General features: G+C 39.7%; 21 protein-coding genes and 1 tRNA gene. 19 read left to right on the top strand and 3 right to left on the bottom strand.

The window, feature by feature from the left end; all coding sequences use genetic code 11:
* The 3 genes from zipA to HRT50_RS10645 all read left to right on the top strand — a co-directional run.
* On the top strand, window positions 1-989 hold a 989-nt coding region (zipA, locus tag HRT50_RS10655), incomplete at its 5' end, for a cell division protein ZipA (RefSeq protein ID WP_291614208.1).
* 175 nt (window positions 990-1,164) lie between these two features.
* The gene (ligA, locus tag HRT50_RS10650) at window positions 1,165-3,234 is read left to right on the top strand and encodes an NAD-dependent DNA ligase LigA (RefSeq protein WP_291614206.1); all 2,070 of its coding nucleotides are present in this window, start codon (window positions 1,165-1,167) and stop codon (window positions 3,232-3,234) included.
* Between the two features lie 78 nt (window positions 3,235-3,312).
* Window positions 3,313-3,648, top strand: coding sequence for a DUF3392 domain-containing protein (locus HRT50_RS10645; RefSeq protein ID WP_291614204.1), 336 nt, complete (start codon window positions 3,313-3,315; stop codon window positions 3,646-3,648).
* 182 nt (window positions 3,649-3,830) lie between these two features.
* On the opposite strand, the gene HRT50_RS10640 is transcribed toward HRT50_RS10645, so the two are convergent.
* Window positions 3,831-5,165, bottom strand: coding sequence for a Na+/H+ antiporter NhaC family protein (locus tag HRT50_RS10640; protein WP_291614202.1), 1,335 nt, complete (start codon window positions 5,163-5,165; stop codon window positions 3,831-3,833).
* A 203-nt stretch (window positions 5,166-5,368) separates the two neighbouring features.
* On the bottom strand, window positions 5,369-6,589 hold the full coding sequence (locus HRT50_RS10635; RefSeq protein WP_291614200.1) for an EAL and HDOD domain-containing protein: 1,221 nt from the start codon (window positions 6,587-6,589) through the stop codon (window positions 5,369-5,371).
* Window positions 6,590-6,842: 253 nt separating this feature from the next.
* Between HRT50_RS10635 and putP the strand changes: the two genes are divergently transcribed.
* The 9 genes from putP to HRT50_RS10590 all read left to right on the top strand — a co-directional run bounded on the left by putP (window position 6,843) and on the right by HRT50_RS10590 (window position 17,471).
* Entirely contained in the window at window positions 6,843-8,330 is a 1,488-nt protein-coding gene (gene putP / locus HRT50_RS10630) for a sodium/proline symporter PutP (RefSeq protein WP_291614198.1), read from the top strand.
* Window positions 8,331-8,628: 298 nt separating this feature from the next.
* Window positions 8,629-9,246, top strand: a complete 618-nt coding sequence (locus HRT50_RS10625) for an FKBP-type peptidyl-prolyl cis-trans isomerase (protein WP_291614210.1) — start codon at window positions 8,629-8,631, stop codon at window positions 9,244-9,246.
* A gap of 70 nt (window positions 9,247-9,316) precedes the next feature.
* Entirely contained in the window at window positions 9,317-9,733 is a 417-nt protein-coding gene (locus HRT50_RS10620) for a hypothetical protein (RefSeq protein WP_291614196.1), read from the top strand.
* Between the two features lie 159 nt (window positions 9,734-9,892).
* A complete protein-coding gene (dapB, locus tag HRT50_RS10615; RefSeq protein ID WP_291614194.1) occupies window positions 9,893-10,699 on the top strand; it encodes a 4-hydroxy-tetrahydrodipicolinate reductase in 807 nt (268 codons plus the stop codon).
* Between the two features lie 279 nt (window positions 10,700-10,978).
* Complete coding sequence (carA, locus tag HRT50_RS10610) at window positions 10,979-12,151, top strand: glutamine-hydrolyzing carbamoyl-phosphate synthase small subunit (protein ID WP_291614192.1); 1,173 nt, start codon at window positions 10,979-10,981, stop codon at window positions 12,149-12,151.
* Between the two features lie 32 nt (window positions 12,152-12,183).
* Window positions 12,184-15,399, top strand: a complete 3,216-nt coding sequence (gene carB, locus HRT50_RS10605; RefSeq protein WP_291614190.1) for a carbamoyl-phosphate synthase large subunit — start codon at window positions 12,184-12,186, stop codon at window positions 15,397-15,399.
* 107 nt (window positions 15,400-15,506) lie between these two features.
* Window positions 15,507-15,983, top strand: coding sequence for a transcription elongation factor GreA (greA, locus tag HRT50_RS10600; RefSeq protein WP_291614188.1), 477 nt, complete (start codon window positions 15,507-15,509; stop codon window positions 15,981-15,983).
* A 274-nt stretch (window positions 15,984-16,257) separates the two neighbouring features.
* Window positions 16,258-17,103: an SPFH domain-containing protein gene (locus HRT50_RS10595; RefSeq protein ID WP_291614186.1), complete on the top strand. Its 846-nt coding sequence runs from the start codon at window positions 16,258-16,260 to the stop codon at window positions 17,101-17,103.
* A 149-nt stretch (window positions 17,104-17,252) separates the two neighbouring features.
* Entirely contained in the window at window positions 17,253-17,471 is a 219-nt protein-coding gene (locus tag HRT50_RS10590; protein ID WP_291614184.1) for a hypothetical protein, read from the top strand.
* Between the two features lie 378 nt (window positions 17,472-17,849).
* On the opposite strand, the gene yhbY is transcribed toward HRT50_RS10590, so the two are convergent.
* The gene (yhbY, locus tag HRT50_RS10585; protein WP_291614178.1) at window positions 17,850-18,146 is read right to left on the bottom strand and encodes a ribosome assembly RNA-binding protein YhbY; all 297 of its coding nucleotides are present in this window, start codon (window positions 18,144-18,146) and stop codon (window positions 17,850-17,852) included.
* Between the two features lie 254 nt (window positions 18,147-18,400).
* Between yhbY and rlmE the strand changes: the two genes are divergently transcribed.
* The 7 genes from rlmE to HRT50_RS10550 all read left to right on the top strand — a co-directional run bounded on the left by rlmE (window position 18,401) and on the right by HRT50_RS10550 (window position 25,373).
* Window positions 18,401-19,051, top strand: a complete 651-nt coding sequence (gene rlmE / locus HRT50_RS10580; RefSeq protein ID WP_291614176.1) for a 23S rRNA (uridine(2552)-2'-O)-methyltransferase RlmE — start codon at window positions 18,401-18,403, stop codon at window positions 19,049-19,051.
* 298 nt (window positions 19,052-19,349) lie between these two features.
* Window positions 19,350-21,332, top strand: coding sequence for an ATP-dependent zinc metalloprotease FtsH (gene ftsH / locus HRT50_RS10575; protein WP_291614174.1), 1,983 nt, complete (start codon window positions 19,350-19,352; stop codon window positions 21,330-21,332).
* A gap of 99 nt (window positions 21,333-21,431) precedes the next feature.
* Entirely contained in the window at window positions 21,432-22,277 is an 846-nt protein-coding gene (gene folP / locus HRT50_RS10570; protein ID WP_291614172.1) for a dihydropteroate synthase, read from the top strand.
* 116 nt (window positions 22,278-22,393) lie between these two features.
* The gene (gene glmM, locus HRT50_RS10565) at window positions 22,394-23,731 is read left to right on the top strand and encodes a phosphoglucosamine mutase (RefSeq protein WP_291614170.1); all 1,338 of its coding nucleotides are present in this window, start codon (window positions 22,394-22,396) and stop codon (window positions 23,729-23,731) included.
* Window positions 23,732-24,051: 320 nt separating this feature from the next.
* Complete coding sequence (gene tpiA / locus HRT50_RS10560) at window positions 24,052-24,822, top strand: triose-phosphate isomerase (RefSeq protein ID WP_291614168.1); 771 nt, start codon at window positions 24,052-24,054, stop codon at window positions 24,820-24,822.
* A 2-nt stretch (window positions 24,823-24,824) separates the two neighbouring features.
* Entirely contained in the window at window positions 24,825-25,232 is a 408-nt protein-coding gene (gene secG / locus HRT50_RS10555; protein WP_291614166.1) for a preprotein translocase subunit SecG, read from the top strand.
* Between the two features lie 56 nt (window positions 25,233-25,288).
* Window positions 25,289-25,373, top strand: a tRNA-Leu gene (locus HRT50_RS10550).
* Window positions 25,374-25,915: the final 542 nt, after the last annotated feature.

Genomic DNA, 25,915 nt, shown 5'->3' with positions numbered 1-25,915 from the left:
TAGCTAATGGTAGCAAAAGCCTTGAAGATGAGGTTGTTGAGCACATTTTGACCACGGGTGTGCAACTACCCGATGACCTATCTAAAAGCCAAATATTAATTAAAAAAGATGTTTTAGGTGATCTTGCTGGCCAGACTAGTCAAGGCCAAGCTGAAAAAATTGATCAAAGTTCAGTTCAGCTATTAGATGGCAGCCTTGAAGATGACTGGTTCAAAGAGGATGTTCAGACAAGTTTTCAAGCAGACCCCTTTGAAGCTTCACCTGAAGATAGCAACAGCCAATTTACTAAAGATGAATTAGGTGACGAGTTAACACCCACAAAGAAGACTGCCAATGCTAGGGTTGTTAAAACACCGGTAGCACCCAAGGCACCGGTTCATTTTGAACCTTTATATGAGCAACCGGTAACTCGAGCTAAGCCTGCACGCACGCCAATCAAAAAAGTTACCAAAGTGTCATCGCCAGCGGCATTAAAACGTGAGCAGATGGAAATTGATTTTGACAATCAGGCAAGCGAACGAGTTGCTGAACCTAAGAAGGTTGCAACTCAATTAGAGCCACAAGTCATTATATTATCAGTGGTAATGCCGGCGAATCAGCAAATGTTTGGTGCAGCATTATTACCAAGTTTACTGACCCTAGGTCTCAAATATGGCGAAATGAATATTTTTCATCGTCATGAAGACAATGCCGGTAACGGTAAAGTGACCTTTAGTTTGGCTAACATCATGAATCCAGGTTCATTCGATTTAGATAGTATGGAAAGTTTTGCCACCCGCGGCGTCAGTTTATTTATGACCTTACCCAATGCTGGTGACCCTTTTTATGTCTTTGAACAAATGCTCAATGCCGCCAAGCAGTTAGCGCAAGAGTTTAATGCCCAAGTGCTTGATGATAAACGCAACGTTATGACTAAACAAACTGAGCAACATTACTTAAGTAAAATACGAGAGTTCGATCGTATGAGCCGGATAGCGCTTGTGGAGTAACCGCTAACTTAGCTTGGTTATCATCATTCTTACATGTTATAACGGGCTTTTGCCCGTTTTTATTTTCTTTATAACGCGTTTTTGTCCCTTATAACCCCCTTTTTTGTGCCGCTTCTTGGTTAACAACTTAAGGATAAGACGCATTAAAAACTATTCAACCTTAGTGAATTATTTTATGTCAAATGCACAAGAGCAAATTAGCCAGCTACAACAGCAAATCAATCAATATAGTCATGAATACTATGTATTAGACCAACCTAGCGTACCTGATGCCGAGTATGACCGATTAATGACAGCATTAATCGAGTTAGAAGCAGCAAACCCTGAACTTAAAACCATTGATTCTCCTAGCCAAAAAGTGGGAGGACAGGCATTAAAGTCTTTTACTCAAGTCACGCATCAGCAGCCAATGCTCTCCCTTGATAATGTCTTTTCCTTAGAAGATTTCCATGCCTTTGTTAAACGAGTTAAAGATAGATTAAACAGTAATCAAGCTTTGGCTTTTTGTGCCGAGCCTAAATTAGATGGTTTGGCGGTAAGTTTACGATATGAGCAAGGGATACTAGTCCAAGCAGCTACGCGCGGTGATGGTAGTGTTGGCGAAAATATTACTACCAACATTCGCACCATTAAATCTATTCCTCTTAAACTTATGGGCGTGCCTAGTAAAGATTTTCCAAGCGTTGTTGAAGTGCGTGGTGAGGTATTTATGCCTAAAGCAAGTTTTAATGCCTTAAATGAACTTGCTAAAAAACGTGGAGAAAAAGGTTTTGCTAACCCACGTAATGCCGCTGCGGGCAGCTTACGACAACTAGACTCTAAAATTACCGCTAAGCGTAATTTAGCCTTTTATGCCTATAGTTTAGGATTTGTTGGTGATTTGGCGGCAGACAATGGTGAAAGCAAAGATTTAACCAATGAGTTCTTTGCCAACTCACATCACCAAAGATTGTGTCAGCTTAAAACTCTTGGTTTACCTATGTGCCCAGAAGTGCATTTACTGGCAAGCGAACAAGCAGCTGATGCCTTCTATCAAGATATCCTAGCTAAACGTAGTGCCTTAAGTTATGAAATTGACGGTACAGTTTTTAAAGTTGATGATATCGCTCTGCAAAAACGTTTAGGTTTTGTCGCACGAGCTCCTCGCTGGGCAATTGCTTATAAATTTCCAGCGGAAGAAGAATTAACTTGTGTCGAAGACGTTGAGTTTCAAGTCGGACGTACTGGTGCAATTACCCCTGTTGCACGATTAAAACCTGTTTTTGTTGGTGGCGTGACCGTTTCTAATGCCACTTTACATAACCAAGATGAAATAACACGCTTAGGGCTGAAAATAAATGACACAGTCGTTATTCGCCGTGCCGGTGATGTTATTCCACAAATTGTTAGTGTAGTTGTTGATAAACGACCTGATAATGCGCTGGATATCATCTTTCCGACAACGTGTCCTGTGTGTGACTCTGCGGTTGCTAAGCCAGAAGGGGAGGCTGTACTGAGATGTACCGCAGGACTTTTTTGTGCGGCGCAGCGAAAAGAAGCAATCAAACACTTTGCTTCGCGAAAAGCCCATGATGTTGATGGACTTGGCGATAAACTTGTTGAACAGCTTGTTGATGAAAACTTGATTAATACCCCCGCTGATTTATTCAAGCTGACCGAGATTCAAGTCAGTATGATGGAGCGAATGGGTAAAAAGTCGGCGACTAATTTAATTGCTGGCCTTGAAAAGGCTAAAACGACCACCTTAGCGAAATTTATTTATGGGCTTGGCATACGCGAAGTGGGTGAAGCAACGGCGGCTAACTTGGCTAATCACTTCTATACCTTAGCGGCAATTGAAAGCGCATCCCTGGAAGCATTACAAGATGTCTCAGATGTCGGAGAAATTGTTGCTAAGAATATTATTAACTTCTTTAAAGAAGAGCATAACCTAGCGATTGTTTCAGGGTTAAGTGCAGTGATGAACTGGCCGACAATTGAAATAAAGACAGCTGAAGAGTTACCCCTGGCTGAGCAGATCTTCGTTCTTACCGGTACGTTAACGCAAATGGGCCGAACTGAGGCAAAAACAGCGCTGCAATCATTAGGCGCGAAAGTTTCCGGCAGTGTTTCGAAGAAAACAGATTTTGTTGTTGCAGGAGATAAAGCTGGCTCTAAACTAACTAAAGCGCAGGATTTAGGTATTGCCGTGCTGACAGAAGATGAGATGATTGCACTATTGAGCAAATACGGTGTAGCAATATAAATCTATTGGTTATGGCTTAATGGCTAAGTAACCAGACCTTTGGATAAGCAATATAGAAATAGAGAAGTAATATCAAGTATGAGTTCATTCATTATCGCTACGTTAACAGACGTTGGTCAGTGGTTCCGTCCATATCAGTACCAAGCTGCTTTAGCCCTCATTGCTACGGCTTTGGTTATTTTTGGTAATGAAATTAATGGTGCGATTAAAAAGTTACTTGTTAAACAGCATTTTATCATTCGCACCTTGGTATTTGTGCTTGTTTGCGCTTTTGGTTATGGTTTATTAACGGTTTGGTTAACCAGTGTCTTGGCACAGCAGTTAGCTAAAATACCTACTCCGTACTTATTACCGAGTGTTACGGTGATTTTCTTTGTTTTGGGCATGTATGCACAAAAACAACGTCATATTTAAAAACCGCATGATGAGTTCAATGATGCATAAAGCATAAATAGAATACTAGGTAAGGGCGGTATGATAAAAAATACCGTTTAACACCACTCAATGCTCAGGTTTTCTTTAGCTAAAATGGCTCATTGCTATCATGTTTTAGTGCTGTTGTAAGAGTAAATAAGTACTAAAACATCAACTATTCTTTACGCGGTCTTGTTACGGGTTAATCGCCAAAATGCAAAACCGCCAACAAAAAATAACACCATCGGATAAAAGGCATGGCTTGCCACCGCCAGTGGTGATATTTGTAACGTTGCGCCAAGTAATAGTGCTTGAGCGCCATAAGGTAATATACCTTGGTTAATACAAGCAAAAATATCGAGCAAACTGGCTGACTCAGCCGGGGATAATCCACCATCAGTAGCAAGGTTTTTAGCGGTATCGCCAGTGACTATAATTGATACTGTGTTGTTGGCAGTAAAGAAATTACAAACAAAGGCCAGTCCGGCAATACCCAAACCTGCCGCCCGTTTGTTATTATTAGGCGCTAGTTTTCTCGCAAGGGTTTCTATCACTCGTGTTAACGCGGATAAACCACCTTGCTGACGAACCAACTCACTTAAACCACCGATAAATAGCGATAATATAAAGATGTCTTGCATGCTGGCGAAACCTGCTGTGATATCTTTTAGCCAAGCAGATAACTGATAACCATTGCTAATCATGCCAATGGCTGCCGCTAGAACTATACCTAAGGTTAATACCACAAAAACATTCACGCCCATCAAGGCTAGTACCAGAATAACCACATAAGGAATTAAACCAATTACAGCAGCTTCACTGTTTAACTCATGGTTTACTTCGCCACCTAATACGGTAAATATCACCAAGCAGATAAGCGCAGCAGGAACAGCAAATTTAAAGTTAACACGAAATTTATCCTTCATGTGCGCACCTTGGCTGCGTGTTGATGCAATGGTGGTATCAGAAATAATGGATAGGTTATCACCAAAAATGGCGCCAGATACTAAGCAACCAGCGACCAATGCCGCATCTAAATTTGCCGTTTCAATAAAGCCTAGCGCAACCGGCGCAATAGCAGCAATGGTGCCCATTGAGGTGCCCATGGCGGTAGATAAGAAAGCGGCGACTAGGAATAGTCCGGGTAATAATAGATAATCAGGGAATATGGCTAAGCCAAGTTGTACACTGGCATCAACACTACCCGTTGATTTTGCTACCACGGCAAAGGCACCCGCGAGTAGATAAATAATGCACATGGTGGTTATATTGGCATGACCTGCGCCACTGACAAATTGTGTAATCTGTTTATCGATAGAGCTTTTATAAAATAGTTTCCCTAGGCCAATGGAGACAATAACGGCGGGGATAATGGCAATGCTTGCTGGTAGTTGATAAAAAGCAAAATCAACACCCTGAAGCGTTAGAATAATGCCGGTACCGAGAAAAAGCCCTAAGAAAACGGCAAAAGGCAGTAAGGCAAATATGTTTTCTTGGGGGGCATCTTTATTGGTCATAATTGAGCTATATAAAATAAGTTTATGACAGCATTATAAAAGCAAAATCTCTCTTGTCAATATAGATGTTTAGATGGCTAAATGATTTTTTCAAAGGCCGGCAATAATAAAGGCCAACTATTGAATAGTTGGCCTTGTCGCATCGATAAAATACCTAGCTAAAATAACAGTGCTGAATTATATGAAAACCCTTAGTGCTACTTTTAAGGTGCTGGTTGTGTTTGTTCATCTGCCCAAGCAACCGCTTGGTTGTAATGCTCAACCACTTTATCTTTGTCGAGTTTTAATTTCTCCATAACCAAGGTGGTTTTATCCCATTGGGCTTGTTCGATAAACTCAACCAACTTAATTATTGCCGCCATAACGCCTTTTTTAGTCAGTAGTGGATCTTTAATATCCTGTGATAGCGGCAGTTTTTCTAATACGCTAGCCATCTCTTCATCTAATATGGCATCAATCATTGATAATAACCCAGTTAAAAAGGCTATTGAAACATCAAGTGGTGCGTGAATGTCATGGGCTACTAACTCACAAAATTTTGCTCTGGTCATGGCAAGGTTAATTAATTCTGATGGTTTATCAGGGTTTGCTGTAACCGCAAACATTAAACCGATGAAGCGTTTTAATTCGCCTGAGCCTAATATAACCAGCGCTTGTTTAATGGTAGATATTTCATTACGGCGTTTGAATATTGCTGAGTTAGCATAACGTAATAATTTATAAGATAGTGATACATCACGTTCAAATACGCTGGTAATGCTATTTAAATCTAGATCGGTTTTGGACGTTTCATAAAGTAATTCAGCCATGGCCATTTGTGAAGGTGATAACGTTTTAGTTTTTATCATTTCTGGTTTGGCGAAGAAGTAACCTTGGAAGTAGTCAAAGCCGAGTTGCAGCATTTGATCATATTCTTCATAGGTTTCTACTTTTTCAGCTAACATTTTAATATGAGGATGATCTTTAATGGCAATAAGGACTTCTTTAATATCATCGATACTGCTTTGTTGAATATCAATTTTGATGATCTTAATAAAAGGGTAGAAATGTGCCCAAACGTTTTTGTGTTCATAATCATCTAACGCCAGAGTGTAGCCTTTCGTATGTAAATCTTTACATAGCGCCAGTAACTTCTTACCGGGTTTAACAGTCTCCAGAATTTCAACCACTACCTCTTCGGGAGTAAGCATTTCAGGGTAGCCTTTCTCCATGGTTTCAAGAGTAAAGTTGATAAAGGCCGCTTTATTTCCGGTAAACTCACTAATGCCCATATTGAATTGGCTAGCTTCAATCATTTTACTAGTGGCTTCATCGCCATCTATATCAGGGAATACATTGTCTATGCTGTCACGAAAAAGTAACTCATAAGCAAATAATTTTTTACTCTTATCTAAAATCGGTTGTCTTGCAGCGTAAAAGTTCATATATGTCGTTAACTAGCTCAGGCTCTATAGGTTAATTACCATTAAATATATGGTATAGCGGATTTTATTGCATTAGTTTTTTTTAATTTGTTTGCGCTTTCATCTTCATTTTTCTTTTTGTTTACTTGTTATTAACCTTAGCAGTAACTTAAAAGCAAAAACCAGTAAACCGACTAAGGTTTATTTATTTGGTGATTTTTGCTAGTTTAGCGAGCTTAATCACTCACTAGCTCACAATTAGCAGGTAATCACTTTGGCTATCGGTACTTTAATCTCTTTAACACTCTACTTCATCGTTATGCTCTTAATTGGCTTATACGCTTATAAAAAATCTACCAGTGATGTCGCTGGCTATATGTTAGGTGGCCGTAGTTTGTCGCCAAGTGTCGCTGCTCTGTCTGCGGGGGCCTCTGATATGAGTGGCTGGATGTTGATGGGTTTACCCGGTGCTATGTACCTTACCGGTGTCAGTAGTATTTGGATTGCCATCGGCTTGGTTATTGGCGCATTTCTTAATTACTTAGTGGTTGCACCACGTTTAAGAACTTACACCGAAATAGCCAATGACTCTATCACCTTACCTGATTTCTTTGAAAATCGCTTTAACGATAAATCGCGCTTATTAAGAATCGTATCATCGTTGGTTATCGTGGTGTTTTTTACCCTTTATACCTCAAGTGGTATTGTTGCTGGCGGCAAACTATTTGAAAGCTCTTTTGGCTTAAATTATGAAGTCGGCTTATATGTTACTGCTGGAGTAGTGGTTGCTTATACCTTGTTTGGTGGTTTTCTAGCGGTAAGCTTAACTGACTTTGTGCAGGGCTGTATTATGTTTATCGCTTTAGTTTTAGTGCCTATTGTTGCGATAAGTGAAGTTGGCGGAATAGCCGAAATGCAAAACACAGTCGCCACAATAAACCCTGAGTTATTAAATATCTTTAGCGGCGTTAGTGCTATAGGAATTATCTCTGCCATGGCTTGGGGCCTAGGTTACTTTGGCCAGCCGCATATAATTGTGCGTTTTATGGCGATTCGCAGCGTTAAGGATATGCCAACCGCGCGTCGTATTGGTATGACTTGGATGATAGTGGCTATTATTGGCGCTATGGCAACCGGTTTTGCCGGTATCGCCTATGTAGCTAAAACAGGTATAAAACTTGATGATGCAGAAACTATTTTTATAGTTTTATCACAGTTATTATTTAGCCCGTTAATCGCTGGCTTTTTATTAGCTGCCATTTTAGCGGCAATAATGAGCACCATCTCTTCACAACTACTGGTTACCTCTAGTTCACTTACTGGCGATTTTTATCAAGCCTTTTTACACCGTGATGCCAGTGAAAAACAATTGGTGCTAGTTGGCAGAATCTCTGTGTTTCTAGTTGCCTTGGTAGCCATTTATTTAGCTTACGATCGTAATAGCAGTATCTTGAGCTTAGTAAGTAATGCTTGGGCAGGCTTTGGCGCCGCGTTTGGCCCGGTTGTCATTGGTTGTTTGTATTGGAAAGGTATGACACGAAATGGCGCTTTAGCCGGTATTATTAGTGGCGCGGTCACTGTGCTTATTTGGATCTATGCACCTATTACTATTAATGGCCAGTCATTAAGTGCATGGATGTATGAGATAGTCCCTGGTTTTATTGTTTGTTCATTAGCTATTTATGTATTTAGTAAGCTGTCGCCTAAAGTTGAAGATAGCATCTCTACCAAGTTTGATGAAATGTTAACGCATCATAGTTAATTTAATACTTATCTTGGATAGTATTGAATTATTAGACGGTATTTAATTTGAAAAGCTAGTGACTTCAAGTCACTAGCTTTTTTTAAATTCCCGTAACTAAAGCCTTAACTTATGGCTTAACCTATAGCCGAAGAATATAAGCGCTAGCCGTTGATATAGGGTAATTTCAAGTTGTTCGCTTTAGAGCTTTTATGCTAGAATCTCGCTAATTTTTAAACCTTCGATTAATTTACCTCGCTTTATAATAAAAGCTTACTGTAAATTAATCATTTAAAAGACTACTTAAAGTCTGGAGTTTATATCAATGAGTTTTGATACTACTGAACAACGTGTTAGCTATGGTGTTGGTCGTCAATTAGGTGACCAACTTCGCAACAACCCTTTTAAAGATTTTGATATCACTGCTGTACAAGCAGGTATCGCTGATGCATTAGCTGAAGCCGATAGCAAGGTTTCTGATGAAGATCTTAACGAAGCTTTTTCTGTAGTTTCTAAAAAAATACAAGAGCAAGAGCAAGCTGCTGCTAAAGAAGCTTCTGCTGAAGGCGAGAAATTCTTAGCTGATAACGCTAAGCGTGATGAAGTAACAGTTACAGAGTCTGGTTTACAGTATGAAGTAATCACTACTGGCGAAGGCGAAAAGCCATCTGCTGACAGCACTGTATCTGTTCATTACCACGGTACATTTACCAATGGTGAAGTTTTTGATAGTTCTGTTGAACGTGGTCAACCGGCTGAGTTTCCAGTTAAAGGCGTTATCGCTGGTTGGACTGAAGCATTACAACTAATGACTGAAGGTTCAAAATGGAAATTAACTATCCCTTATGACCTAGCTTACGGTGAACGTGGTTCACAAGGTGCTATTCCTGCTTATGCTACGTTAGTATTTGATGTTGAATTATTAAGCATCAAGTAATTAGCAAACAATAATGATTAAGCCCTCGATGAGGGCTTTTTTTTAAGCTAAAACTTATAGAAGTAATCCAATGCATAGAATCAAGTTGAAAGAGCTATTTAAAAACTATCAAAATGCCTTCCTTCAATGTGATCTTGATGGGGTAAGCCGTTGTTATCACTTACCATGCACACTAAATACACCTGATAAAGTTGTACTACTTACTAATCAGTCTGATTGCCAACAAGAGTTTGGCGCTATTTTTACTCAGCTAAAAGATGCCAAAACCAGTGATGTTATCGCCAAGAAAGCGTCATTTGAGCAAATAAGTAAACAGGTATATTTAGTGTGTATAGATTGGGACTTTATTGATGGCGATGGGCAAATTTTTGCCGACTTTACTGCCATTTACCACGTGTTGGATGTTGATGGGGTATTAAGCATAATTAATGTTATTTCCCATGACTTAGATAGTTCATTAACATTAACAGAGTCACTTTGTTGGTAGAGCAGTGTAGTTTAACTTTACTGCGATAAATAAAGCGTGATGATTGCTAAGCAATAGAGACTTAAGTGTTCCTAATCATAAACAAATTTTAGTAGACATTAATCGGCGGTTTTCCGCAGTAATCCTAATATTAATATCAGAATAACAATAGAGAATAATATGAAAGTTAAAGTAGCTATTTTAGGTTGTAGTGGTCGTATGGGCCGTAATTTAATTCAGGCAGCTCACGAGCACACCAGTATTGAATTAGTTGGTGGTAGCGTACGTACTAGTTCATCTTTTGTCGATTTTGATTTAGGGGAGTTAGCGGGCATTGGCGCCATTGGCATTAAAACCTCAACCCAATTATCGCAATTGGCTGCAGCCGATGTTTTTATTGATTTTACCTCGATAGAAACGACTCTAGAAAATCTGACTTGGTGTAATGAAAACAAAAAAGCTTTAGTTATCGGTACTACCGGGTTTTCAGACAAACAAGTACAAGTGATAAAACAAGCGGGTAAAACTATGCCAGTGATATTAGCGCCCAATACATCAGTTGGCGTTAATTTAATGTTTAAGTTACTGCAAGTTACTGCAAAAGCAATTGGCGACTATACTGATATAGAAATTTTTGAGGCGCACCACAGATTTAAAAAAGATGCACCTTCAGGTACCGCGGTAAAAATGGGACAAGTGATTGCTGATACCTTAGGGCGAGATCTTAACAAAGTTGCTGTTTATGGCCGTGAAGGTATTACCGGAGAAAGAGACAGAGAAACTATTGGTTTTGCCACCGTTAGAGCCGGCGATATTGTTGGTGAACATACCGCAATTTTTGCCGATTTAGGTGAACGTCTTGAAATTACTCATAAAGCCAGCTCTCGAATGACATTTGCACTAGGCGCTATGCGTGCAGCATTTTGGTTAAATGATGCTGAAGCCGGCTATTATGATATGCAAGATGTATTGGGTTTAAAAGATTAAAATTAATACCTAAGTATTGGTTAATTTTAACAATAGATAACTAGTCTTTTTGGCCATTTGGTCAGGAAATGATACGGAAGACTAGAAAAGCTATGTTTTTACACTTTATTAGTAGACGAATTCACTGCACAAGCGTAAAATAAGTGGATTTTGTCAAAAATTTAGCTGAAAAGTGGTTTTTGATATCTGTTTTTGTACGGGAACTACAGTAAAAAGCAATTGCACAGAGCAGTTGCTGTTATATGCGCGTTTACGTTTATTTCTTCTTTGGAGGTTACATTGGCTACATCTGCTATTTTAGTGCTTGAAGACGGCACTGTTTTTAAAGGCACCGCAATTGGTGCACAAGGTTCGGCTGTTGGTGAGGTAGTTTTTAACACCTCGATGACAGGTTATCAGGAAATTCTTACCGATCCATCATATGCAGAGCAAATTATTACCCTGACTTACCCACATATTGGTAATACTGGTACTAATAGCGAAGATAAAGAATCTGATAGCATTGTTGCTAAAGGTTTAGTTATTCGCGACTTGCCTTTAATGGCTAGTAACTTTCGAAATGAACAGAATTTAAGTGATTATTTAATTGCTAACAACATCTTAGGTATCGCTGATATTGATACCCGTAAATTAACGCGTATTTTACGTGAGAAAGGTGCTCAAAATGGCTGTATCTTAACACTTGATGATGTTAACGATGATAGTCAGCAAGCAACTGCGCTTAGCCAAGCAAAAGCATTTCCAGGTCTTAAAGGCATGGATTTAGCTAAAGTAGTTTCTACTAAAGAAAAGTATGAGTGGACTGAAGGTAGTTGGACTCTTGACTTAAGCAATGGTGCTAACACAGGCACAGGTTTTACCAAACCAGAGAAATTTGAATTCCATGTTGTTGCTTATGATTTTGGCGCAAAAAGAAATATCTTACGTATGTTAGTTGACCGTGGTTGTAAATTAACTGTGGTACCTGCGCAAACTCCGGCAAGTGAAGTACTAGCGATGAATCCAGATGGTATTTTCTTATCTAATGGACCTGGTGACCCAGAGCCATGTGATTACGCTATCACGGCCATTAAAGAATTCCTTGAAACAGAAATTCCAGTATTTGGTATTTGTTTAGGTCACCAATTACTTGGTTTAGCCAGTGGTGCTAAAACAGTTAAAATGAAGTTTGGTCATCATGGTGCAAACCACCCAGTGAAAGACTTCGCTCGTGACGTAGTAATGATTACTTCACAAAACCACGGTTTCGCTGTTGATGAAGATACCTTGCCAAGCAACTTAACAGTTACCCATAAATCACTATTTGATGATTCTTTACAAGGTATTCATCGCACAGACAAACCAGCGTTTAGCTTCCAAGGTCATCCTGAAGCAAGCCCTGGTCCAACTGATGCTGCGCCGTTATTTGATCACTTTATTGATTTGATCAAAATTTATAAAAACGCTAAATAATTCAGCCTAGAGAAAGATAAGAGAGAAAAGAAATGGGAAAACGTACTGATATAAAAAGTATCTTGATCTTAGGTGCTGGACCAATTGTTATTGGTCAAGCCTGTGAGTTCGATTACTCTGGCGCGCAAGCATGTAAAGCATTACGTGAAGAAGGTTATCGAGTTATTTTAGTTAACTCTAACCCGGCAACGATAATGACTGACCCAGAGATGGCCGATGCAACTTACATCGAGCCCATTCATTGGGAAGTGGTACGTAAAATTATTGAAAAAGAACGTCCTTGTGCGGTATTACCAACAATGGGCGGTCAAACCGCATTAAACTGTGCGTTAGAACTAGAAGCTAAAGGCGTATTAAAAGAGTTTAATGTTGAAATGATCGGCGCAACCGCTGATGCCATTGATAAAGCAGAGAACCGTAGTCGTTTTGATAAAGCGATGAAAGCGATTGGCCTTGATACACCACGTGCTGAAATTGTTCATACACTAGAAGAAGCACATGCGGCAGTTAAGCATTTAGGTTTCCCGTGTATTATTCGCCCATCATTCACCATGGGTGGCTCAGGTGGCGGTATTGCTTATAACACCGAAGAATTTGATGAAATTTGTACGCGCGGTTTAGACCTTTCACCAACCACAGAATTACTGATTGATGAATCATTAATTGGTTGGAAAGAGTATGAAATGGAAGTGGTTCGCGACAAAAATGATAACTGTATCATTATTTGTTCGATTGAAAACTTTGACCCTATGGGTATTCATACGGGTGATTCAATTACCGTTGCACCTGCACAAACTTTGACTGATAAAGAATATCAAATCATGCGTAATGCCTCATTGGCAGTGCTGCGTGAAATTGGTGTTGAAACAGGTGGCTCAAACGTACAATTTGGTATCTGTCCAGATACGGGTCGTATGGTTATCATTGAAATGAACCCACGTGTATCTCGTTCATCGGCATTAGCGTCTAAAGCAACAGGTTTCCCAATTGCTAAAATAGCGGCTAAGTTAGCGGTAGGTTATACCCTTGATGAATTAACAAATGATATTACTGGCGGAAAAACACCAGCATCATTTGAGCCAACTATCGATTATGTTGTTACTAAGATTCCACGTTTTAACTTTGAAAAATTTGCTGGCGCAGATGATAGACTAACTACGCAAATGAAATCGGTTGGTGAAGTGATGGCTATTGGCCGTAACCAACAAGAGTCATTACAAAAAGCTTTACGCGGCCTAGAAGTTGGCGTAAATGGCTTTGATTCGATTGTTGATGTTACCCAGCCAGGCGCTAAAACCAAAATCATGCATGAATTGCAAGAAGCAGGCTCCGACCGTATTTGGTATATAGGTGATGCTTTCCGTTTAGGTTTAACGGTAGATGAAGTCTTTAACTTAACTATGGTTGACCGCTGGTTCCTAGTACAAATAGAAGACATCATTTTAGAAGAAGCTAAAGTTGCTGATGGCGGCTTAACTATTTTAACACCAGAATACTTACGTAAACTTAAGCGTAAAGGTTTTGCTGATTCTCGTTTATCTGACCTGATTGGTGTTTCTGAAGCTGAAGTACGTAAAAAGCGTCACAATGCAGAAATATTCCCAGTCTACAAACGTGTTGATACTTGTGCGGCAGAGTTTAGCTCTGATACTGCTTACATGTACTCAACCTATGATGAAGAGTGTGAAGCTAACCCTACAGATAATAAAAAAATCATGATCTTAGGTGGCGGCCCTAACCGTATTGGTCAAGGTATTGAGTTTGATTACTGTTGTGTACATGCAGCATTAGCGCTTCGTGAAGACGGTTTTGAAACCATCATGGTTAACTGTAACCCTGAAACGGTTTCTACCGATTACGATACTTCAGACCGTTTATATTTTGAATCGATTACCTTTGAAGATGTACTTGAAATAGTGCGTATTGAAAAACCTGTCGGTGTTATTGTGCAATACGGTGGTCAAACACCACTTAAATTAGCACGCGCTTTAGAAGATGCTGGTGTACCAATTATCGGTACTTCTCCAGATGCGATTGACAGAGCAGAAGACAGAGAACGTTTCCAACAAGCGGTTGACCGTTTAGGTTTATTACAACCTGAAAATGCCACAGTGACTTCAGTAGAAGAAGCGATGGCAAAAGCTGAAGGTATTGGTTTCCCATTAGTTGTTCGTCCATCTTATGTACTGGGTGGTCGCGCGATGGAAATCGTTTATGACCTAGATGATTTACGTCGTTATATGACTGAAGCCGTAAGTGTTTCTAACGACTCGCCAGTATTACTTGATCGCTTCTTAGATGATGCGATAGAAGTTGATATTGACTTAATTTGTGACGGCACCGACGTAGTCATTGGCGCAATCATGCAACATATTGAACAAGCGGGTGTTCATTCAGGTGATAGTGCCTGTTCATTACCTGCTTATAGTTTAAGCCAAGAAATTCAAGATGTGATGCGTGAGCAAGTCACCGCTCTTGCTTTTGAGCTAGGTGTTGTTGGTTTAATGAATACACAAATGGCAGTTAAAGACGGCAAGGTTTACTTAATTGAAGTTAACCCACGTGCCGCTCGTACCGTTCCTTTTGTCTCTAAAGCAACCGCTGTACCGCTAGCTAAAATTGGCGCACGGGTAATGGCGGGTAAAACCTTAAAAGAGTTAGGTGTTACCGAAGAAGTCATTCCACCGTACTACTCGGTAAAAGAAGTGGTTATTCCATTTAACAAGTTCCTTGGTAGTGATCCTCTTGTTGGCCCTGAAATGCGCTCAACGGGTGAAGTGATGGGCGTTGGCGATACCTTTGAAGAAGCTTATGCTAAAGCTAGTTTAGGTGCCGGTGTTAGTGTACCTAAGACAGGTCGAGCGTTAATTTCTGTGCGTGATAGTGATAAGAAACGTGTATTAGAATTAGCTAAAATCATGGTTGATTTAGGTTATGATTTAGATGCAACTCATGGTACAGAACTTATTTTACGAGAAGCGGGTGTACCGGTTCGTCGTGTTAATAAAGTGCATGAAGGGCGTCCACATATTCTTGATAGAATTAAGAATAGTGAGTACAGTTATATCATCAATACTACGGAAGGCCGTAAAGCCATTGAAGATTCCAAAGTATTACGTGGTGGTGCCTTACGTTATAAAGTAGCTTATACCACAACTTTAAACGCGGCTTTTGCTACTTGTATGTCACATGCTGCTGATGACAGAAATAAAGTCACCTCTATTCAAGAGTTACACAAAAGACTCTAAATAGTTTTTTTACAGAATAAGTTTAACGCTTATCTAAAACTTTTTTAAAGGTGGTTATCTCCTATTTATAGGTTGACCACCTTTATTGTTAGAATGAGAAGATAATAATGACTAAATATCCAATGACCGTTCGTGGTGCTGAGCAATTACAAGCAGAGCTTAAAATCTTAAAACAAGAGAAACGCCCACGTATTGTAAAAGACATTGCTACAGCACGTGAGCACGGCGATTTAAAAGAAAATGCTGAATACCATGCTGCTAAAGAAGAGCAGGGCTTTTGTGAAGGTCGTATCCAAGACATTGAAGGCCGATTATGTAATGCCCAAGTGATTGATGTAACGTCAATTCCTAACCGCGGCAAAGTTATTTTCGGAACTACAGTTAAATTGTTAAATATTGAAACTGAAGTTGAAGTGACTTACCAGATTGTTGGTGATGATGAAGCTGACTTTAAAACCGGAAGGATTTCTCTTAACTCCCCTATTGCTCGTGGTTTGATTGGCAAAGAAGTTGATAGTGAAATTGAAATAACTATTCCTGGTGGCGTAGTTGAGTATGAAATCATCTCTGTTGAACATATCTAAAGACACCTAACTGTAAGTAGTTGTTGCAGAGTTTTCTGCCGCACGTCTTGCACTAAGTGTTTAGGTAAAAGCCGCAAATGTAATGTTTGCGGCTTTTTTATGCCTGCTCATTAACAGGTTTCGCAAAAAACAGCCTCAATAAAAGTAAACTTTGGCTAGTTACTTCATTGCTTAGCGCTAAGTAAACTTGCAAATTTAATATTATAGTAGTAGTCTTTTTGATGTCAAAGTGATATCACTTATGTGTTGGGTTTATGTTTTAAAAGGAGTTCGTATGAATGAGAAAATAGGTTTTTCGATTAGTGGTTATGTTGTTTTTACTATCTTGTTAGCTGCAGCAGTGTTTATTGTTAGTCAGGCAGCGGCAGCTAATATAGAAATGGTGACAGTGCTGGTATTTATACTTATGGTCGCAGCAATGCCTGGTTTTTTTATGGTGCAGCCAAACCAAGCGAAAGTAATGACTTTCTTTGGTAGCTATGTTGGTACCGTAAAAGCAGGCGGTTTACGTTGGACTATCCCATTGTTTATACGTAAAAATATTTCCCTAAGAATTCGTAATTTTGAATCCAATCAAATGAAGGTGAACGATAGTTATGGCAACCCGATTGAAATAGCTACTGTGGTAGTTTGGTCGGTTGATGATACCGCTGAGGCAGTTTTTGAAGTAGATGACTATATTAGCTTTGTAAATATACAAAGTGAGTCAGCCTTACGTAATATGGCGGTTAGTTACCCTTATGATCAACATGATGGTGATGATGTCGCTTTACGGAGTCATCCACAAGAAGTCTCAGAAGCCTTAAAGATAGAGATACAACAACGTTTGGAAAAAGCGGGTGTAAAAGTGCACGAAGCTCGTATCAGCCACCTAGCTTATGCCCCTGAAATTGCTCATGCAATGTTGCAAAGGCAACAAGCATCGGCAATAATTGCAGCACGAAGACTTATCGTTGACGGCGCAGTTGGCATGGTTGAAATGGCACTTCAACAGTTATCAGAGAAAGGTATTGTTGAATTAGATGAAGAGCGTAAAGCCGCAATGGTCAGTAATTTACTGGTGGTCTTATGTAGTGATAAAAGCACACAACCGGTAGTGAACACTGGTAGTTTGTATTAAAATATAACCCAGGGTTTTTATCACTCCCGTAGGTTACTAAACAGAACTATTAGTTACCGTCACTCCGAAGTGTTTTGTCGGGAGTCTAGTGCTTAGGGTTTTACTTTTGTTTACTTATTTTTTGTACTTGTTAAATTTTGGAGGTAGCAGTGGCTGCTAAAAAAAGCTTCCCACTTAGGATAAACCCAGATGTTTTGGCGGCAATGCAGCGTTGGTCAGATGATGAACTGCGCAGCGTTAATGCTCAAATTGAATATGTATTAAGAAAAGCCTTGATTGATTCAGGGCGAGTTAAATTGACGCAAAAAGTAGTCACTTCTCTGGTCGAGGGTGAAGAGCAAGGCAAAAATACCAATCGGACTGATTAATCGATCACTTAGCGAGAATTAAAAGGCTTAGAGGCAAGGCATTGATTAAAGAGAATGGTTATTCCCTTGTCAAAATTAATAACGCCGCATATATGCCTTTTAAATTCGCCCTTCGGGAGTTCAGTAGCAAACTGATAACTTCACAAAATGAATGAAATATAGAATAACTATGTTTAACTCATTTTGTTTGTTCTAAGCTCGCTACTGAAGTTCTAAGTTGGTCGATTTATTAATTCCGTTTGGTATAAGCCTGATACTAAAGAAAAGTAATAATATTGGCCAATGAATTAATATATTTTCTACACATAAAAAATGACAGCCATGGCTGTCATTTTAGAACTATTCATCTTATCAATAGTTAGCAAAGCAAAAGTAAAATTAGCTCTTAGGGATTCTAATTTTCTTTTCAGCACTTTCACGGTAAATAACTAAGGTTTTACCAATCACTTGGACTTGAGTCGACTTTGTTTCACGACATATAGCTTCAACGATTAATGCTTTAGTCTCTTTATCTTCTGTGGGGATTTTTACCTTGATTAGCTCATGGTGATTAAGTGCATAATCAATCTCAGCAACTACAGCTTCTGTTAAGCCATTATTACCCAATAAAACTACTGGTTTAAGAGGGTGTGCAACACCTTTAAGGTGCTGAATTTGTTTTTTGTTTAAGCTCATTACTAAATTTCGTTATCTGTTGCCTTGAATTACCGTCATTTTACCCTTATCTACAGACTAATACCAAGTCTATTAAATTTTTTCCTACTCAGCGATAATTAAAATGCTTAGAGGCAATGCATTGATAGAAGATAATCGTAATTCAGGGGGATATTCTCAGGAACATTGTTGCAGAATATTTAATGAGCTACATTCATGCAACGTCCTTGGCAGAATGATATAATACTAATAGTTAAGCTATTTATGAGAAAAGAATGAACGTAAGTAAGAAAAAACCAGTAAATAAAAAGCACAAAGCGAGTAGTCAGCGTTGGTTAGACGAGCACTTTGATGATGAATTCGTAAAAAAAGCAAAACGTCTAGGCTTACGTTCACGTGCGGTTTTTAAATTGGAAGAAATTAATTTAAAAGATAAATTGATCAAACCCGGTATGAAAGTGGTTGATTTGGGTGCAGCGCCAGGTGGTTGGTCTGAATATGCAGTGAAAGTGGTGGGTGATAAAGGCCAGGTTATTGCTTGTGATATCTTACCAATGGATGCCATCTCCGGTGTTGATTTTCTCGAAGGTGACTTTAGAGAAGAAGAGGTACTCGATGCCTTATTAAATCGAATCAATGGCAAGAATATTGACGTGGTTATGTCTGACATGGCGGCGAACATGACCGGCAATGAAAGTGCAGATTCAGCCCGCAGCATGTACCTAGTTGAGTTAGCATTAGAGATGTGTAGTGAAGTTTTAAAACCTAATGGCGCCTTTGTAGTAAAAGTTTTCCAAGGTGCGGGTTTTGAAGATTACATGAAAGCGACACGCGCAGTATTTAAAACGGTTAAAACCCGTAAGCCGGAGTCATCAAGAGCACGTTCAAGAGAAGTTTATCTGGTCGGCACGGGCTACAAGGGCTAATTAGTTTTATGAAGTTAAAGGCTGTTCATTGCCGTATAGTGAAATTTAAGGGCTAAGCCGCATTGAGAGTTCTTACCTCAGGCTGTCCTTCCTATGACTCTATACTGCTTTACACTAGCCGGTTAGCAATTTAAATGTTTCATCTGTTTAATGTAACTAGTTGTTACACACGGCTAAAGTTAAATAGCGACAAGCCTTGAATTGTAGTAGATTAAGCACCATAACTGTAACTAATATTATTACGGTTCTATTTTTATAAATTTACCAAGCACCACAAGAGGTCATTAAGTTGAGCGATATGGCGAAAAATCTAATTTTATGGTTAGTTATAGCAGTTGTTTTGATGAGTGTATTTCAGAGTTTTACTCCGAATACTGAACAAGAGCAACAAATGGATTACACCCGCTTTATTAAGGATGTACGTCAAGGACAAATTCGTGATGCGAATGTCGATAGAAATGGCGTAATCACTGGAGAAAAGCGTAGCGGTGAAGAATACAAAACCGTTATCCCTGGTGGCTATGACCGTGATTTAATAAACGACTTAGTTAAACAAGGCGTACGTGCCCAAGGTAAATTACCAGAAGAAACGAGCTTCTTAACGACTATTTTTGTTTCTTGGTTCCCAATGATCCTATTGATTGGTGTGTGGATTTTCTTCATGCGTCAAATGCAAGGTGGCGGCGGTAAAGGCGCTATGTCATTTGGTAAATCTAAAGCCCGTCAATTAAGCGAAGAGCAAATTAAAACGACTTTCGCTGATGTTGCTGGTTGTGATGAAGCCAAAGCAGAAGTTGAAGAGCTGGTTGATTACTTAAGAGAACCTGATCGCTTTCAAAAACTTGGTGGCAGAATTCCATCAGGTATCTTACTCGTAGGTCAGCCAGGTACAGGTAAAACCCTACTTGCTAAAGCCATTGCTGGTGAAGCAAAAGTACCATTCTTTACTATTTCCGGCTCTGATTTTGTTGAAATGTTTGTTGGTGTTGGTGCTTCTCGTGTACGTGACATGTTCGAACAAGCTAAAAAAGCGGCTCCTTGTATCATCTTTATCGATGAAATCGATGCTGTTGGTCGCCAACGTGGTGCCGGCATGGGGGGTGGACACGATGAGCGTGAACAAACACTAAACCAAATGTTAGTGGAAATGGATGGTTTTGAAGGTAATGAAGGTGTTATTGTTATTGCCGCGACTAACCGTCCAGACGTATTAGATCCTGCGTTACTTCGTCCAGGTCGTTTTGATCGTCAAGTAACTGTTGGTCTACCTGATATTCGTGGTCGTGAACAAATACTTAAAGTACATATGCGTAAAGTGCCGTTAGGTGATGATGTTAAAGCATCCGTAATTGCCCGTGGTACGCCTGGTTTCTCAGGTGCAGATTTAGCCAACCTTGTTAACGAAGCTGCTTTAGGCGCTGCACGTGCCGCACTTCGCGTAGTTGGCATGAAAGAGTTTGATCAGGCTAAAGATAAAATCATGATGGGCTCAGAACGTAAGTCTATGGTGATGAATGAGTCAGAAAAAGAAATGACTGCATACCATGAAGCTGGACATGCCTTAATTGGTCGTTTGGTACCAGATCATGACCCTGTTTATAAAGTAAGTATTATTCCTCGTGGCCGTGCCCTTGGTGTAACTATGTACTTACCAGAGCAAGACAGATTCAGTCATTCTAAGCAGCATTTAGAAAGCAATATTTCTTCTTTATACGGCGGACGTATTGCCGAGGAAGTTATTTACGGTAGTGATAAAGTTTCTACTGGCGCTTCAAACGACATAGAACGTGCAACCAATATTGCTCGTAAAATGGTTACGCAATGGGGCTTATCTGAAAAGCTAGGACCTATGTTGTTTGCTGAAGAAGAAGGCGAAGTTTTCTTAGGCCGTTCTTCTGCTAAGTCATTACATATGTCAGAAGAAACCGCTAAATTGATTGATGAAGAGATCAAGGCATTAATTAATCGTAACTATCAACGTGCGGAAACATTAATCAAAGATAATGTTGATATTCTTCATGCGATGAAAGATTGTTTGATGAAGTATGAAACTATTGATGCTTTACAAATCGATGACTTGATGGCGAGAACTACAGTTCGTCCACCAGCAGATTGGGATGATAAAGATAACTCTAAATCAAACAAAAAGAACGGCAATGGTGATACCACTACAGAGCAAGAAGTAAGTAGTGAAGAGCCTGAGCAAGCTAAAGAAAAAGAACAAGCTAGCCCAGTAAAGCCGGACACTAGCAAACCAAGTGGTGATACTCCAGCGAGTTAACACCTATTGGTAATACATAAAGCCTCGATATTTACTTCAAATAGCGAGGCTTTTTTATATGTAGAAATTACTTATATTACTAACATCAAAGATTATTAAATGACACAAGATAAATCCTTAATAAACAGCGCAGATAAGTCAAATATCGGTAGTCAGCCAGAAGTCATGGGGATTTTAAATGTAACCCCTGACTCATTTTCTGATGGTGGTAAGTTTGCCAGCTTTGATAAAGCACTGGCACAAGTTGCACAGATGATTAGCGACGGTGCTGATATTATCGATATCGGTGGTGAATCGACCCGTCCAGGTGCGGTTGATGTCAGTGAAGCTGATGAGTTGACACGCGTTATCCCTCTGCTTAAAGCGATTAAAGCAAACTTTACTATCAAGGTATCAATTGATACCAGCAAAGCCGAGGTGATGGCACAAGCTATCGCTCATGGCGCTGATATTATTAATGATGTACGCGCATTACAAAATGAGGGTTGTTTAGCTGTACTAGCACAGAGTAATGTACCTGTATGTTTAATGCATATGCAGGGCTTACCGCGTTCAATGCAAGAAAATCCGCACTACGATGAAGTGATTGGTGATATTAAGCAGTTTTTCATCGAGCGTATTAATGTTTGTGAGCAGGCAGGTATCAAACGAGAACGGTTAATTTTAGATCCCGGTTTTGGCTTTGGTAAAACTCTCGAGCAAAACTATCAGTTACTGGCTCAGTTACATCAGTTTAGTGACTTAGGTTTACCTTTACTTTCAGGTACATCGAGAAAATCAATGATAGGTAACTTATTAGCGCGTAAGGTCGATGAACGCCTTGCAGGTAGTTTAACTACCGCTATAATAGCCGCACAGAAAAATGTGAGCATTATTCGGGTACATGACGTGAAAGAAACAGTTGACGCTCTAAAAGTCTTAGCCATGACAGTTAAATACCAGTAATTGCTACTGTCAGTATGAACAAACCAATGTTAGCAATATCATATTTAAGTTAGTAAAACTAACAAAGCTAGCAGTGAAGTAAAGCTGCTATTGAGTAAAGTATATAAGGAAAAACTATGTCTGATCGTAAATATTTTGGCACCGATGGTATCCGTGGTTTAGTCGGCCAACACCCAATTAGCCCTGAATTTGTCATGAGGTTAGGTTACGCCGCCGGTAAGGTTTTAGCGGCACAGGGAACCAAAAAAGTTTTAATAGGTAAAGATACCCGCATTTCGGGTTACATGCTTGAATCTGCCCTTGAAGCGGGATTTTCTGCAGCGGGAGTAGACATAGGTCTACTTGGCCCTATGCCAACCCCAGGTATCGCTTATTTAACCAAAACATTTAGAGCCGAAGCCGGTATTGTTATCAGTGCCTCGCACAATCCATTTTATGATAACGGCATTAAATTCTTCTCGCAATCAGGTGAAAAACTGCCTGACGATGTTGAATTAGCCATCGAAGCAGAGCTAGATAACCCAATGGGTTGTGTTGAATCAGCAGAGTTAGGTAAAGCCACGCGTATCAACGATGCAGCAGGGCGTTACATTGAATTTTGTAAAAGTAACTTCCCAAGTCGAATTTCATTAAAAGATTTAACCATAGTGGTTGATTGTGCCAATGGCGCAACGTACCACATAGCGCCAAATGTATTTCGTGAATTAGGTGCTACGGTTATCGAAATTGGCACATCACCTGACGGTTTTAATATCAATAAAGATTGTGGTGCTACCTCTATGGACGCAATCAGCAAAGCTGTTGTTGAGCACAAAGCCGATTTAGGTATTGCGCTAGATGGTGATGGTGACCGTATTATGATGGTTGATCATACTGGTTATGTTCTTGATGGCGATGAAATTATCTATATCATCGCGTGTAACGACTTAAAAACCGGTCGTAAAGAGGGCGGTGTTGTTGGTACTTTAATGAGTAACATGGGTTTAGAGCTCGCTTTAAAAGAATTAAATATCGAATTCGCCCGCAGTAATGTTGGTGATCGCCACGTAATGGAATTACTAAAAAAGAAAGGCTGGCAACTAGGCGCTGAAAACTCTGGCCATGTTATCAACCTTAACCACACCTCTACCGGTGATGGCATCATTGCAGCGCTTAATGTGCTTACTGCAGTAACTAAGCAAGAAAAAACGTTACATGAATTACGCCAAGGCCTTACTATGTTGCCACAACTGCTGGTTAATGTGCGCTTTGCTGGTGAGAACAATCCATTAGAAGATGCTAAAGTACTTGCTGCGGTAGATGAAGTTAATGAAACATTAACCGGTCGTGGTCGGGTGTTATTACGTAAATCAGGTACTGAGCCATTAATTCGCGTTATGGTTGAAGGTCCAGATATGGATGAAGTTACTTTGTTAGCTAATAAAATTGCTGATTTTGTAAAACTGGTTAAATAGTACTGCTCTTAAACCTTACTCTTTCAACCCGACTTTAAGTCTCTTAAATTTAGACTTAAAGTGGCATTGAAAGAGTAAAGCGCAAGTTCAAATCAGATTGTGCAAAATACCGTGTTATGCCATTGTGCATAAAGAAATACGTTATTTCTTGTGCATATTGCTAAGTAAGTATAAAAAACCTGCAACCAGTAAAAGTTATTGTGTGAAATACTTGTATCTTTTGCGCAGGTTAGTTACTATCTCGCGGCTTCATTTTAGCAATCACTGCATTTTAAATTTAACTGAAGTGATAAGATAATAACCTAGGCTAAGAGGTATAAATGACTAGACAAGCAATTGTAGCCGCAAATTGGAAAATGAACGGTGACTCAGCCCTAGTTGATACTATGGTTTCAGGGTTAGCAGATGTTAAACTATCTTCACACGTTGATGTAGTTATCTGTCCTAGCTTCCTATATTTATCTGAGTTAGCTCAGAAAATAAAAGCAGCTAACTTAAATGAAGCGATTCATGTTGGCTCACAAAATGTAAGTGAACACGAAAGTGGAGCCTTCACAGGTGAAATATCCACTGCTATGTTGCAAAACTTAGCGATTAGCTATGTAATAGTTGGTCACTCTGAACGTAGAAGTTTCTATAAAGAAACGTCTACTCAAGTTGCTAAGAAAGTTCATGCGGCATTAAATGCCGGCTTAACACCTATCTTATGTATTGGTGAAAGCGAAGCAGAACGAGCAACCGGAGAAACAGAAACTGTGTTATCAGCACAGATTCAGCCAGTTATCGATGAAATTGGCATAGAGAAATTTAATGATGTTGTTATCGCGTATGAGCCAGTTTGGGCGATAGGTACAGGGAAAACAGCATCAAGTGCGATGGCACAAGAAACACATCAGTTTATTCGTCAATTTTTAGCTCAGCAAAACGAGCAAGTGGCGGCTAAAATACCTTTACTCTACGGTGGCAGCGTTAACGCAGCTAACTGTGAAGAATTATTTGCACAAGCTGATATAGACGGTGGTCTTATTGGTGGAGCTAGTTTAAAAGCCGAACAATTTAAAATTATTTGTTCCGCAGCGAAAGGAAGATAGAAATGTTGTATCAAGTATTAATTATCGTTTACGTACTTATTGCTTTAGCCTTAATTGGATTAGTATTAATTCAACAAGGTAAAGGCGCAGACATGGGCGCATCTTTTGGTGCCGGCTCTTCTGCCACTGTATTTGGTTCAGGTGGTTCTGGTAACTTCCTAACTTCGGCAACAACGTATTTAGCTGTAGCATTCTTTGCTATCAGCTTGATCTTAGGTAACTTAACCGCTAACAAAACCAAAGCGGTTGATGAGTGGAATAACCTAAGCGTTCCGGCTGAACAAGCTATGGATGCAATTCCTGGTGAAAGCCTTGAAGCAACTACATTACCAGCTGCACAAAACAGCGATGTTCCTGCATCATCTGACGGCGCTGCTAAGAAAGAAGAAGATAGCAACGTTCCAGATTAATTTTAGCTAAGCCTCAACTTAGTTAAAAGCAAAAAAGTTTAAAAATCTAGTACTGCGCGGATGTGGCGGAATTGGTAGACGCGCCAGCTTGAGGGGCTGGTGACTTAGGTCGTGGGGGTTCAAGTCCCCCCATCCGCACCACTAGATTTAATTAATAAATAAAAGGCCGATACATAATGTATCGGCCTTTTTGCGTTTGGCTGCTTATGATTCGCTGAGCGGGGTTTAACGAGCTTTAGCTTGTGGTATTGTCTTTATTGAGGAAGATTTAACAATGAGTGTCCTAGTTAATTTACTTATGATGACTTTTTTGACAAGGTTATAGATAGCCCTGATGATATTGGTTGGAGTTCAGAAGTTAAGACACGGTATGGGAGAAACGCACCATTCATACCAGTAGTTAAGCAGCAAATAGGGGCTAACAGTTACATAGTCCAGAGTCTGTTTGCGCGTGATTATCCGCACGAAGTTTTTCCGGGCCATGACGGGCGACTCTTACTTGTCAGTAGTCTCTCTACGTTAATTGTGGGCATGCCAATAAACCAGCCCCATACGCTGCGTTATGGCGGTGTAACAACAACTAATACGGTGATGGCTGCTCCAATACAGGTGAGTGCTGTAACATTAACAAAAACTACTAAGTGACGTTAGAGTTCTTTATGTCACATTAATTGAAAATCAGC

It is taken from the genome of Colwellia sp. (assembly GCF_013215345.1).
Taxonomy (GTDB): domain Bacteria; phylum Pseudomonadota; class Gammaproteobacteria; order Enterobacterales; family Alteromonadaceae; genus Colwellia.
Note: the sequence above shows the minus strand (reverse complement) of the source record. Positions and strands in the feature narration are given on the sequence as shown.

Coding starts and splice junctions, on each gene's coding strand:
- glmM (WP_291614170.1), top strand. CDS start 22,394: ATGTCTGATCGTAAATATTTTGGCACCGATGGTATCCGTGGTTTAGTC.
- HRT50_RS10595 (WP_291614186.1), top strand. CDS start 16,258: ATGAATGAGAAAATAGGTTTTTCGATTAGTGGTTATGTTGTTTTTACT.
- rlmE (WP_291614176.1), top strand. CDS start 18,401: ATGAACGTAAGTAAGAAAAAACCAGTAAATAAAAAGCACAAAGCGAGT.
- ligA (WP_291614206.1), top strand. CDS start 1,165: ATGTCAAATGCACAAGAGCAAATTAGCCAGCTACAACAGCAAATCAAT.
- yhbY (WP_291614178.1), bottom strand. CDS start 18,146: ATGAGCTTAAACAAAAAACAAATTCAGCACCTTAAAGGTGTTGCACAC.
- HRT50_RS10620 (WP_291614196.1), top strand. CDS start 9,317: ATGCATAGAATCAAGTTGAAAGAGCTATTTAAAAACTATCAAAATGCC.
- tpiA (WP_291614168.1), top strand. CDS start 24,052: ATGACTAGACAAGCAATTGTAGCCGCAAATTGGAAAATGAACGGTGAC.
- folP (WP_291614172.1), top strand. CDS start 21,432: ATGACACAAGATAAATCCTTAATAAACAGCGCAGATAAGTCAAATATC.
- carB (WP_291614190.1), top strand. CDS start 12,184: ATGGGAAAACGTACTGATATAAAAAGTATCTTGATCTTAGGTGCTGGA.
- HRT50_RS10640 (WP_291614202.1), bottom strand. CDS start 5,165: ATGACCAATAAAGATGCCCCCCAAGAAAACATATTTGCCTTACTGCCT.
- greA (WP_291614188.1), top strand. CDS start 15,507: ATGACTAAATATCCAATGACCGTTCGTGGTGCTGAGCAATTACAAGCA.
- dapB (WP_291614194.1), top strand. CDS start 9,893: ATGAAAGTTAAAGTAGCTATTTTAGGTTGTAGTGGTCGTATGGGCCGT.
- HRT50_RS10635 (WP_291614200.1), bottom strand. CDS start 6,589: ATGAACTTTTACGCTGCAAGACAACCGATTTTAGATAAGAGTAAAAAA.
- HRT50_RS10645 (WP_291614204.1), top strand. CDS start 3,313: ATGAGTTCATTCATTATCGCTACGTTAACAGACGTTGGTCAGTGGTTC.
- ftsH (WP_291614174.1), top strand. CDS start 19,350: ATGGCGAAAAATCTAATTTTATGGTTAGTTATAGCAGTTGTTTTGATG.
- secG (WP_291614166.1), top strand. CDS start 24,825: ATGTTGTATCAAGTATTAATTATCGTTTACGTACTTATTGCTTTAGCC.